Origin of the sequence: Alloalcanivorax marinus (genome assembly GCF_016906305.1) — a bacterium.
Lineage (GTDB): Bacteria > Pseudomonadota > Gammaproteobacteria > Pseudomonadales > Alcanivoracaceae > Alloalcanivorax > Alloalcanivorax marinus.
In genome coordinates, this window is sequence record NZ_JADDOL010000043.1 from 1 (window position 1) to 12,672 (window position 12,672).

A 12,672-nucleotide genomic window follows, 5' to 3' on the forward strand; every position below is an offset into this window, starting at 1 on the left:
CCAGACCCAACCCATTGGGGGTTGAGTCCGGATAGGAGAGACGGTATCTACGGCGTGTAGAGAAGGGGGGTTGTCTTACAACAACGCCGCCAGCCTGGCCAGGGCCCGCTCCACCCGCTGGTCCCAGCGCACCGCGCAGTTCAGCCGCAGGCAGTGGTCGAACTTGCCGGAGGCGGAGAACAGCGCCCCCGGCGCAAAGCTGACGCCGGCGTCCAGGGCCCGTTCCGCCAGCTCCGCGGTGTCCACCTCGCCGGCCAGCTCCAGCCACAGCACGAAGCCACCGGCGGGCCGGCTGACCCGCGTCGACGCCGGAAACAGTGCGCTGACCCGGTCGGTCATGCGCGCCACCGCCCGGGCCAGCAGATCGCGCACCGTGCGCAGGTGGCGGTCGTAGTGGCCGTGGTCGAGCACATGGGCCAGGGCCAGCTGCGAGGGGGTGGCCACCGACACCGTGTTGATGAACTGCAGATACCAGGCCCGTTCGCGGTCGGCGCCGGGCACCAGCCAGCCCACCCGCAGACCGGCGGACAACGTCTTGGAGCAGGACGAGCAATAGTAGACCCGGCCGTCCCGGTCCCAGGCCTTGATCGGCAGCGGTCGCGGGCCGCGCAGGGGCAGGTCGCCGTAGATATCGTCCTCCACCAGCGGCACGTCGTGCTCGGCCAGCAGGGCCAGCAGCGCCCGTTTGCGGGCGTCCGGCATGCAGGCGCCCAGCGGGTTGGAGAAATTCGGCACCACCACGCAGGCGGCCACCGGCCAGCGCTCCAGCGCCAGGGTCAGCGCCTCCAGGGACAGGCCCTGGATCGGATCGGTGGGGATTTCCAGGGCCTTCAGGCCCAGGGACTCGATCACCTGCAGCAGGCCGTAATAGGTGGGCGATTCGATGGCCACGGTATCGCCGGGACGGGTCACCATGCGCAGGGCGATGGCCACGGACTCCTGACAACTGTTGGTGATCAGCACATCGTCCGGGGCCACCGGGCAACGCAGCGCCGCCAGCCGCCGGGCCAGACCGGCGCGCAGCTCCGGAGCGCCCGGGGGAAACTCATAGCCCACGCAGCGGCGGCGCTGCTCGCGCAGTACCGTGCGGAAGGCCTGCTCCATGCGCGCCACCGGCTGGAAGTCCGGGTCCGCCACCGCCGCCCCCAGGTTCACCAGGGCCGGGTCGTTGACCGCCTGCACCATGCGCAACACCCGCTCCTGGCCGGTCACCGGACGCGGCCGCCGGTCGGCGCTGGGCAGGTTGGGCGCCTCCCGCCGGGCCGGCGGCGGGCACACGAAAAAGCCGGAGCGCGGCCGCGCCTCCAGCACCCCGCGCTGCTCCAGCTCCCGGCAGGCGCTCACCGCCGTGGCCACGCTGACGCCGTGCTGCTGACCCAGCCGGCGCACCCCGGGCAGGCGGCTGCCCACCGGGTAGACCTGATCAAGAATCAGTGTTTGCAGCCGGTCGGCCAGTTGCTGATAGCGTTTGCCGGGCGGGGCGTGGTTCATGGGGGCACCGGTACAGTGGGCGGATAAACTATCGGCACAGTTTCCGCCACGGGGGAACTGTACCGATTCAATTGCGCTATTTTATATCTGTATCGGCAGGCAGCGTCCACCTACCCTGGAGGCCCGTTTTTCGCGAGGTATTCATGGATTACCAGACGCTGCCGGCGATGCTGGCGTTCATCGCCGTGATGGTCGGCACGCCGGGCCCCAACAATCTGATGCTGATGGCGTCCGGCGCCAATGTGGGGTTCCGCCGCTCGCTGCCGCACATCGCCGGCATCCTGGCCGGCTGCCAGGTGGTGCTGCTGGCCATCGGCCTGGGTCTGGGGCCGCTGCTGGCCCGCTTTCCACCGCTGATGGTGGGGCTGCGCGTGGCCGGCGCCCTGTTCCTGATGTGGCTGGCCTGGCAGCTGGTGCGCGAGCGGCCGCGTCAGGGCCAGACCGAGCCGGAAGCGGACCGGGCCCGGCCGCTGAGCTTCTGGCAGGCGGCCCTGTTTCAGTGGATCAATCCCAAGGCCTGGATGATGTTTCTGACCGCCGTGGCCAGCTTCACCGACCCGGCCCGTTTCACCCCGACCATGACCGCGCTGGCGCTGGGTTTTCTGGTGGTCAGCGCGCCCCTGATCAGCGCCTGGAGCCTGTTCGGTGTGGCCCTGCGCGACTGGCTCTACCAGGGCCGCCGGCTGGCCCATTTCAATCGGGTGATGGCGGCGCTGCTGCTGGCCACCCTCTACCCCACCTTCATGACCTGACCGGCGTGCCGGGTGCGCTCTCGGTGCGTTGATCCTGTATCCTTCGTCCATCGCGTACGACGGAAATGTCGGGGATGTCGGGAATGCAAAACGGGTTCATGGTGCTGCACGGCAATCGGCTGGAGACGCTCACCGAGGTGGTGGCCGGCTGGTTACGGCGCCATCCGTTGCCGCCGCTGGCGGAGGAAACCGTGCTGGTGCAGTCCAACGGCATGGCCCAGTGGCTGAAGCTGAATCTGGCCGAGCCGGACGCCCTGGGCATCGCCGCGGGCTTCAGCTTCCAGATGCCGGCGCGCTTTCTGTGGAGCGCCTACCGCACGGTGCTCGGCGAACAGCGGGTGCCGCGCACCTCGCCGTTCGACAAGTCCCGCCTGTTGTGGCGGCTCTACCGGCTGCTGCCCACCCTGCTCGACCGGGACGCCTTCGAGCCGCTGCGCCACTTTCTCGACGATGACGGCGACAATCGCAAGCGCCACCAACTGGCCGAGCGGCTGGCGGATCTGTTCGACGCCTATCAGGTCTACCGGGCGGACTGGCTGGCCGACTGGGAACGGGGCGAGGACCGGCTGCGGCGCGCCCCGGACCGGCGCGACGGCGTGCCCCTGCCGCCCGGTCAGCAGTGGCAACCCGCCCTGTGGCGGGCGCTGCTGGACGACCTGCCCGAGGACCGGCGCGGCCTCAGCCGGGCGGCGATCCACGACGCCTTCGTGGCGGCCCTGGCCGACGGCCCGGCGCCCGCCGGCCTGCCGGAGCGGCTGCTGGTGTTCGGCATCAGCGCCCTGCCGCAGCAATCCCTGGAGGCCCTGGCCGCCCTGAGCCGGCACTGCCAGGTGCTGATGCTGGTGCAGAACCCCTGCGAAATGTACTGGGCGGACATCGTCGAGGACCGGGACCTGCTGCGCCGGCAACTGGACCACCGCCGCCGCCATCTGGTGACGCCGCCGGACAATCCGGTGCATCCTCTGCTGGCCGCCTGGGGCAAGCAGGGGCGGGACTTTATCGGCCTGCTCTACGATCACGACGACCCGGCGGATTACCGGAGCGCCTTCGAGCAGATTGATCTGTTCGACCCGGACCCGCCCACCGATACCCTGCTGCAAACGCTGCAACGGGACATCCTCAAGCTGCGCCCGCCGCCGGAGACACCGCCGACGGCCCGCCCGGACCGCTCACTCACCTTCACCGTGGCCCACGGCCCGCAGCGGGAGGTGGAAATCCTCCACGACGCCCTGCTGGCGCGTTTCGCCGAGGACCCGGCGCTGCGCCCCCGGGACGTGATCGTGATGGTGCCGGACATCGAAACCTACGCGCCACACATCGACGCCGTGTTCGGGCGCCTGGAGCGGGACGATCCGCGTTACCTGCCCTACACCCTCAGCGACCGCAGCGCCGGCGCCGCCTCGCCGCTGGCGCGGGCGGTGGAGGCGCTGCTGCATCTGCCCCAATGGCGCTTCACCGCCGCCGACATCCTCGATCTGCTGGAAGTGCCGGCCCTGCGCCGTCGCTTCGGCCTCGCCGAAAGCACCCTGCCGGCGCTGAGCCGCTGGATCGAGCAGGCCAACATCCGCTGGGGGCTCCATGAACGGCAACGGGCCAGCCTGGATCTGCCCGGCTTCGAGCAGAACAGCTGGGCCTTCGGCCTGCGCCGCATGCTGGCCGGCTATCTGATCGGCGATGGCCCGGCCTGGCGCGACATCGAACCGCTGGACGAGGTGGCCGGCCTGGGCGCCGAGCCCGCCGGCCGTCTCGCCCGCCTGCTCGACACCCTGGACCGGCACTGGCGGGCGTTCCGCGAACCGGCCCGGCCGGACCAGTGGCGGCAGCGCTTCGGCGCCCTGCTGGACGACCTGTTCGAGCCGGAGGACAGCGACGACCAGGCCATGGACGCGGGCCTGCGCGATGCCCTCAACGACTGGCTGGCGGCCTGCGAGCAAGCCGACTTCGACCAGCCCCTGCCACTCACCGTGGCGCGCCGCCCGCTGCTCGACGCCCTCAACGCCGAAAGCCTGGCGCAGCGCTTCATGGCCGGGCGCATCAACTTCTGCACCCTGATGCCGATGCGCGCCATTCCATTCCGCCACGTCTGCCTGCTGGGCATGAAGGACGGCGACTACCCGCGCCAGCAGCAGCCCATGGACTTCGACCTGATGCGCCACTGGGGCGCCCCCGGCGACGACGGCCGGCGGCTCAGCCTGTACCGCCCCGGCGACCGCTCGCGCCGGGAGGACGACCGCTACCTGTTCCTGGAAGCCCTGCTCAGCGCCCGGGACAGTCTCTATATCAGCTGGAGCGGCCGCCACGCCCGCGACAACAGCGAGCGGCCACCCTCGGTGCTGGTGGCGCAGTTGCTCGACCACATCGACCAGCGCTGGGCGTCGCCGGACGGGCGCCGGTTCTCCGAGCCGCTGACCCTGACCCACCCGCTGCAGCCGTTCAGCGGCCGCTATTTCTTTGACGAGGACGGGCCCGAAGCGCCGGTCACCTTCGCCCGGGAATGGGAGCCGCTGCACGGCGAGGTGGCCGGCATTCCGGTGGCCGGCATTCCGGCGGCCGGCGCCCCGTCGGCCGGCGCGCCGCTGCCGCCGCCGGAGACCCTGGAACCGGTGGGCGCCGAGGCGCTGGGTCGCTTTCTCAAGCAGCCGGTGGCGCACTTTTTCCGGGAACGGCTCAAGGCCAACCTGGAGCGGGACGACCACGGCCTGGAAGAGACCGAACCCTTTACCCTGTCCGGCCTGCAAAGCTGGCAGCTGCAGGACCGCCTGCTGGAGGCGGCGCGGCGGGCCGGCGACGGCGGCGCGGAAGCGGCGCTCGGCGACACCCTGGACCACCTGGCCTGCGGCGGCGCCCTGCCGCTGGCGCCGTTCACCGAGCTCAACCGGGACGCCCTGACCCTGCCCCTGCGCCGCCCCCTGCGGGCCTATTTCCAGCGGCTGGCCACCTGCGGCGGCACGCTGCCCCAGCAGGAGGTCAGCCTGACCCTGGATGGGCTGGTGCTGGAGGACTGGCTCACCGATCTGCTGGCCGGCGCCGACGGCCCCTGCCGGTTGCGGCTGGTCACCGGCGGCCTCAAGGAGCGCTGGCGCAAGCTGTGCGCGCCCTGGGTGGTGCACCTGCTGGCCTGCGCCGATGGCCTGGCGCTGACCACCGAGCTGATGGCCCGGGACGGCACCGCCCGGCTGGCGCCGTTGCCGGTGGACCGCGCCCGCCAGCACCTGACGGAACTGGCGCGGGGCTGGCAGGCGGGCCTGTGCCGGCCGCTGCCGGTGGCCTGCGACACCGGCTTCGCCTGGCTCGCCGGCGAAGCGCAACGGGAACAAAAAGGCGAGGACCAGCCGCAGCGCGCCGCTAGGGCGGTGTTCGAGTCCGGCTTCAGCCATGTCGGCGAGGTAGACCGGGACGCGGCCCTGCGCCGGGCCTGGCCGGACTTCGACGCCCTGCTGGCCGCCCGGGAGGACGGCGAGGCCGCGCCGGCCCTGGCGGTGTGGGCCCAGCGGCTCTACCGGCCCCTGTTCGACCATCTTCAATGGCAGGGCACGGAGGATGGCGCATGAGCGAGCTGCCCCTGCCGCTGGCCTTCCCGCTACACGGCACCCGCCTGATCGAGGCCAGCGCCGGCACCGGCAAGACCTTTACCCTGGCGGCCCTGTATCTGCGCCTGGTGCTGGGCCACGGCGGCGACGCCCGGGGCTTCGCGCGGCCGCTGCTGCCACCGGAAATCCTGGTGGTGACCTTCACCGAGGCGGCCACCGAGGAACTGCGTCAGCGCATTCGCGACCGCCTGGCCCAGGCGGCGCGGGCCTTCGTGGACGGCCAGGCCACCGGCGACCCGATCCTGGACGGCCTGCTGGCCGACTACCCGGACGACGGCGAGCGCCGGGCCGCCGGCCAGCGCCTGGACGCCGCCGCCCAGTGGATGGACGAGGCCGCCATCTACACCATCCACGGCTTCTGCAACCGCATGCTCAAGCAGCACGCCTTCGACTCCGGCAGCCTGTTCAATCTGGAGCTCAACGAGGACGCCGGCGAGGAACAGTTCCAGGCCGCCTGCGACTACTGGCGCACCGTGATCCGCCGCTTCCCGGCGGCGGCGGCGCCGGGCCTGCGCGCCGCCGGCCTGGACGGCCCCCAGGCGCTGCTGGCCGCCGCCCGGCCGCTGATCGGCCATGTCCAGGCGGACGATGCCCTGCCGGAACCGGTGGCCCTGTGGCTGGACACGGTGGGCCCGCAACAGGCCCTGGAACAGCAGGCGCGGCAAGCGCTGAGCGAGGAACTGCCGGCGCTGCGCGCCTGGGTGGCCGAGGCCCTGGACCAGGGCTGGCTGCACGGCGCGACCTACAAGGCGGACAAGGTGCCGGCCATGCTCGACCAGCTGGCCGCCTACGCGGAAGGTTTTCCGGCCACCGGCAAGGACGCGCTCAAGGCGCTCGGGAACTTTTCCAGCGGCGGCCTGCGGCTCAACAAGAAGGGCCTGGACCAGCGCCCGGACCTGACCTGCCTGGATGCCCTGCAGCGGGTGCTGGAAAGCCGCGAGGACAACGCCGCGCCGCGCACCGCCCTGATCCGGCACGCCGCCGCCTGGATCGAACGGCGGGTGGCGATGATGCGCCGGCAGACCGCCACCATGGGCTTCGACGATATGCTCACGCGGCTGCGCGACGCCCTCGCCGACCCGGCCAACGGACCGCGCCTGGCGCGGGTCATCCGTGAACAGTTCCCGGTGGCCCTGATCGACGAGTTCCAGGACACCGACCCGGTGCAGTACGGCATCTTCGCCGCCCTCTACGCGGACCAGCCGGACACCGGCTGGTTCATGATCGGCGACCCGAAGCAGGCCATCTACGCCTTCCGGGGCGCCGATGTGCACACCTACCTGCAAGCCCGCCAGGCCACCCACAGCCAGCACACCCTGGGCCGCAACTTCCGCTCCGCCGAAGCCATGGTCGAGGCGGTGAACCGGCTGTTCGAGCACGGCGAGGAACAGACCGGCGACGTCTTTCTGATGGACGGCGCGATCCGCTTCGAGGCGGTCAGCGCCCAGGGCCGCAAGGACCGGCTCGAGATCGACGGCCAGCCCCGGGCCGGGGCGGTGCTGTGGGTGGAGGACAGCGCCGCGCCGGTCAGCAGCGGCGCCTACCGCCAGCACCAGGCGGCCTGTTGCGCCGGCGAAATCGCCCGGTTGCTGAACGGCGCCGCCGCCGGCAACACCGGTTTTCGCGACGACCAGGGCCTGCGGCCGCTGCGCTCGGAGCACATCGCCGTGCTGGTGCGCAACCGCACCGAGGCGGCGGCCATTCGCGAGGCCCTCGCCCGTCGCAACGTGCGCAGCGTCTATCTGTCGGACCGGGATTCGGTGTACGCCACCGCCGAGGCCCTCGACCTGCTGCGGCTGCTGGACGCCTGCGCCACCCCGGAGGCGGACGCCAAGGTGCGCGGCGCCCTGGCCTGCGCCACCCTGGCGTTTCCGTTCGCCGAGCTGGACGTCCTGAACCGGGACGAGCGCCGCTGGGAGGCCATGGTGGACCGGTTCCACGGTTACCGCCGCCAGTGGCAGCGCCAGGGGGTGCTGCCCATGCTGCGCACCCTGCTGCTGGATTTCTCGGTCCCGGAGCGGCTCAGCCGGAGCCTGAGCGGCGAGCGTTCGCTCACCAACCTGCTGCATCTGGCGGAGCTGCTGCAGCAGGCCGCCGGCCATCTGGACGGCGAGCAGGCACTGCTGCGCCATCTCGCCGAGACGGTGGAGGACGGCGGCCCCGGCGACGAGGCGGTGCTGCGCCTGGAAAGCGACGACGACCGGGTACGGGTGATCACGCTGCACAAATCCAAGGGCCTGGAATACCCGCTGGTGTTCCTGCCATTCCCCTGCGCCTTCCAGCCGGTGGACGGCAACCGCCCGCCCCTGCTCTACCACCGGGACGGCCAGCGCCGCATCGATCTGGAACCGGACCGGGAGGCGGTGGCCCTGGCGGACCGGGAGCGGCTCGCCGAGGACATGCGCCTGCTCTATGTGGGCCTGACCCGGGCCCAGTACCAGTGCTGGCTGGGCGTGGCGCCGGTGAAGCGCGGCAACGGCAAGCGCAATCAATTGCCGGAGAGCGCCCTGGGGCGCCTGCTGTTCGGCGCCGACGGCGTGGCCGACGACGGCCTGAGCGCCGCCCTGGCACCGCTGGCCGGCGACGCCATCCGCGTGGAGCCGCCGCCGGCGGACAATGACGTGACCCACCGCCCCGCCGAGCGCGCCCGGCCCTGGCGGGGGGCGGCGCACTTCGCGGGCCGCGCCGGCGAGACCTGGTGGATCGCCAGCTACAGCGCCCTGAAACAGGTGGACGAGGACGCCCTGGCGCCCGCCGACCCGCGCGGCGACCAGCTGGCGGAGGCGGACCCGGCGCCGACCGCCGTCGACGACGATGTCGAGCCCCAAGGTATCCATGCCTTTCCCCGTGGCGCCCTGCCCGGGCTGCTGCTGCACGATCTGTTGGAGCAGGCCGGCCGGGACGGCTTCGCCGCCACCCTGGCGCGCCCGGAGGAACTGGACCGGCGGGTGGGCGAGGCTCTGGCCGCCCGCCACTGGCAGGACCACGACGCCGTGCTGCGGGACTGGTGGCGCGACGCGCTGACCACGCCCTTCGGGCTCGGCGACACGGCGGTGTCGCTGGACCAGCTGGACGTGGCGGTACCGGAACTGGAGTTTCTGTTCCCGGCGCGGCGGGTGTCGGTGGAGGCGCTGGATGCCCTGATTCGCACCCACATCGCCCCGGGCCGGCCGCGCCCCAGGCTGGCGGCGGATACTCTGAACGGCATGCTCAAGGGCTTTATCGATCTGGTGTTCGAGCACCAGGGGCGCTATTACGTGCTCGACTACAAATCCAACTGGCTGGGGCCGGACGACGCGGCCTATACCCGCGAGGCGATGACCGAGGCGGTGCTGGAAAGCCGCTACGAGGTGCAGTACGCCCTCTATCTGCTGGCCCTGCACCGGCTGCTGCGCGCCCGCCTGGGTGACGGCTACCGGCCGGACCGGCACCTGGGCGGCGCCGTCTATGTGTTTCTGCGCGGCCTGGCCGGGCCGGACGCCGGCGCCGTCTTCGAGCGCCCGCCCACCGAGTTGATCGAGGCGCTGGACCAGCTGTTCGTACCGGGAGACCACCATGCAGGCTGATCTGTTCACCGCGCCGGCCTGGCGCGATGCCCTGGCGGCCCTGCGCGAACAGGGCCTGCTGCGCGACCTGGACGTGGCGGTGGCGGAGTTTCTGCACCGCCAGGCCCCGGAGGCGGAGCCGGCGGCGCTGCTGCTGGCCGCCCTCACCAGCGGCCAGCTGGCCGCCGGCCATCTGTGCCTGGACCTGGACGAGCCGGGCCTGGAAGCGCGCCTTTGGCCCGCCGGCCGGCCGCCGGCCCTGGACGGTTTGCTGCCGGCGGCCAGCGGCGATTGGCCGGCGCTGCTGAACGGCTCTCCCCTGGTGGGCGCCGGCGACGACAACGCGCCGCTGGTGTTCGATGGCGGCCGGCTCTACCTGCGCCGGCACTGGGCCCAGGAGCGCGCCGTGGCGGAGCGGGTGCAAGCCCGGCTGGCCACCGGCTCGGCGCCGGACCCGGCGCGCCTGGCCGGGCAGCTCACCGCCCTGTTCCCCGAGCCCGCCATGGACGGGGAGCCAAACTGGCAGCAGGTGGCCTGCGCCCTGGCCGCCCGCGCCGGTCTGACCCTGATCACCGGCGGCCCCGGCACCGGCAAAACCACCACCGTGGTGCGCGTGCTGGGCCTGCTGCAAACCCTGGCCATGCAGGATCCGGCGGCGCCGCGCCGGCTGCGTATCCGGCTCGCCGCGCCCACCGGCAAGGCCGCCGCCCGGCTCACCGAATCCATCGGTCGGCAGGTGGCGGCGCTGCCGGTGGCCGAGGCGGTGCGCGCCGCCATCCCCACCCAGGTGGCCACCCTGCACCGGTTGCTCGGCAGCCGGCCGGACAGCCGCCACTTTCGCCATCACCGCCACAACCCGGTGCACGCCGATGTGGTGGTGGTGGACGAGGCCAGCATGATCGACATGGACATGATGGCCAGCCTGCTGGACGCCCTGCCCACCGACTGCCGCCTGATTCTGCTCGGCGACAAGGACCAGCTGGCCAGCGTGGAAGCCGGCGCGGTAATGGGCGACCTGTGCCGGGAGGCGGACGCCGGCCGCTATCGCCCGGCGACCCTGGACTATGTGCGCGCCGCCTGCGGCGCCGACCTGTCGCCCTGGGCCGGCGACGGCGCCGCCCTGGCCCAGCAGACCGCCATGCTGCGCCGCAACTGGCGCTTCAAGGACGCCCCGGGCATCGGCGACCTGGCCGCCGCCATCAACGCCGGCGACCCCCGCGCCGTGGAGCGGGTGTTCGGCGCCGGCCACCCGGGCCTGACCCGGGTGGCCGGCGATAGCCCGCACGATCTGGCCAGCCGCCTGCTGAACGGCGGCGGCGAGAACGGCGAAGGGCTGCGCGCCCTGGTGGCGGACGCCGCCGCCCCTGCCGCCGGCGACCCGGACCAGCGCGCCCGGGATCTGCTGCGCCGCTTTACCGGGCAACAGCTGCTGAGCGGCCTGCGCGGCGGTCCGTTCGGGGTGGAGCGGCTCAACCGGCTGATCACCGATCACCTGCACCGGGAGGGCCTGGCCGGCGACCACGACTGGTATCCGGGCCGGCCGGTGATGATGACCCGCAACGATTACCAGCTGGGGCTGATGAATGGCGACGTGGGTCTCACCCTGCCCCACCCGGAGCGTCCCGAGGACGGCCTGCGGGTGGCGTTTCAGCTGCCCGACGGCCGTGTGCGCTGGGTGCCGCCGGGCCGCCTGGACGCGGTGGAAACCGTGTTCGCCATGACCGTGCATAAATCCCAGGGTTCGGAGTTCGGTCATGTGCTGCTGGTGCTGCCGGACCGTCCCCAGCCGCTGCTCACCCGGGAACTGGTCTACACCGCCGTGACCCGGGCGCGGGGCGCCTTCACCCTGCTCGAGTACGGCCCGCCTTCGGTGCTGGCCCAGGCGATCAAACGCCGCACCTGGCGTGCCTCCGGTCTGGCCGAACGACTGGCCGCTGGCGCGCCCCTTCAGGTCTAAAAATCGCGGGCCGGTTTCGGTTTGTAAGGTTTTTATCACCGAACGTAACCGGGGCCGCGCCTTTTCCTATTGTTTACGTTTGCCGGGCGGAAAAGCTCTCATAATGCGCGTGAAGAAACGACTTCACGACGTCATTTTTTGCAAAGGAGCTTGCCCATGAAAAAGTCCATGATGACCGCAGCCGTGGTCTCGCCGTTCCTGTTCGCGCTGTCCGCGCACGCGGCGGAAAACGTGCCGGATCGTTACGGCTACATCGGCGGCCATGCGAGCGGCTATTTCTTCTACGACAACGAAGTCACCGGTGACGTGGACGGCCTGGATGACTCCGCCCTCTACGGTGGCCAGATCGGCTGGCGCTTCAGCCCCAACTGGTCGATCCAGGCCTGGTACGACAAGAACGATTCGGTGGATCACAAGTACACCGATCTCGAATCGGACGTGGAAACCTACTACGCCAGCCTGCGCCGGCACTTCGACGAAACCAGCTTCCTCGGCTTCGAACCCTACATGGGCCTGAACGCCGGTGAGCAGAAGATCGATGACGACGACGAGACCATGGCCGGCGTCGAGTTCGGTCTGCAGCGGGCCTTCTTCAAGCACGTACTGCTTGATCTGGGCACCCGGCACGCCTACAGCACCGACCGGGAATACTGGGAAGGCCAGGTGTACGCCGGTCTGAACCTGATGTTCGCGGTGAGCGGCCGGGAAACCGACGACGACCGGCGCACCGCCACCACCCAACCGGAAGACGTGGTCTCCGTGGCCGACAGCGACAACGACGGCGTGCCGGACGATCGCGATGCCTGCCCGGACACCCCGCCGAACGCACGGGTGGATGAGCGCGGCTGCCAGATCTACAAGAACGTGGACGAGCAGACCGTCAAGACCATCTACTTCGAGTTCGACAAGAGCGATGTGCGCGGTCAGTTCAGCGATGAAGTGCGCGACGCCGCCGAGAGCGCCCGCGACGGCAAGAGCCGCATTCGCGTGGAAGGCCACACCGACAGCATCGGCACCGAGTCCTACAACCAGGGTCTTTCCGAGCGTCGCGCCAACTCCGTGAAACAGCAGCTGATCCAGGAGTATCAGGTGGATCAGAACCGGGTGGAAACCCGCGGCTACGGCGAGAGCCGTCCGGTGGCGCCCAACGACACCGCCGAGGGTCGTGCGCAGAACCGCCGCGCGGACATTATCGTGGAAGGCGAACGTAAGGAAGCGCAGTTCAAGGACTGACCGGCGCGTTCCCCGGCCGGTAGCATCGGCCAAAAAAAGAAGGGCCCCTCGGGCACTGCTGTCCCACAGTTGAAGGGACATAAAGAAAAAGCCTGAACCACCCG

The 12,672-nt window shown here is 71.2% G+C and carries 6 protein-coding genes; 5 read left to right on the forward strand and 1 reads right to left on the reverse strand.

Translation table 11 applies throughout. The annotated features are described in order from the left end of the window. Window positions 1–75: 75 nt before the first annotated feature. Complete coding sequence (locus tag IM760_RS18455; RefSeq protein WP_204431695.1) at window positions 76–1,491, reverse strand: aminotransferase-like domain-containing protein; 1,416 nt, start codon at window positions 1,489–1,491, stop codon at window positions 76–78. Window positions 1,492–1,634: 143 nt separating this feature from the next. Between IM760_RS18455 and IM760_RS18460 the strand changes: the two genes are divergently transcribed. From IM760_RS18460 to IM760_RS18480, 5 genes are all read left to right on the forward strand, one after another. Continuing rightward, window positions 1,635–2,243 (forward strand): LysE family translocator, encoded by a 609-nt coding sequence (locus IM760_RS18460; RefSeq protein WP_204431696.1) that lies wholly within the window; start codon window positions 1,635–1,637, stop codon window positions 2,241–2,243. A 74-nt stretch (window positions 2,244–2,317) separates the two neighbouring features. After that, window positions 2,318–5,794, forward strand: coding sequence for an exodeoxyribonuclease V subunit gamma (gene recC, locus IM760_RS18465; RefSeq protein ID WP_239549988.1), 3,477 nt, complete (start codon window positions 2,318–2,320; stop codon window positions 5,792–5,794). Beyond that, complete coding sequence (gene recB / locus IM760_RS18470; RefSeq protein WP_204431697.1) at window positions 5,791–9,399, forward strand: exodeoxyribonuclease V subunit beta; 3,609 nt, start codon at window positions 5,791–5,793, stop codon at window positions 9,397–9,399. Before recC ends, recB begins: the two co-directional genes overlap by 4 nt. Next, window positions 9,389–11,335, forward strand: coding sequence for an exodeoxyribonuclease V subunit alpha (recD, locus tag IM760_RS18475; protein ID WP_204431698.1), 1,947 nt, complete (start codon window positions 9,389–9,391; stop codon window positions 11,333–11,335). The genes recB and recD overlap by 11 nt, the downstream gene beginning before the upstream one ends. A gap of 156 nt (window positions 11,336–11,491) precedes the next feature. After that, window positions 11,492–12,568 carry an OmpA family protein gene (locus tag IM760_RS18480; RefSeq protein ID WP_204431699.1) on the forward strand — a complete coding sequence of 359 codons (1,077 nt, stop codon included), beginning with the start codon at window positions 11,492–11,494 and terminating at the stop codon, window positions 12,566–12,568. Window positions 12,569–12,672 lie beyond the last annotated feature (104 nt).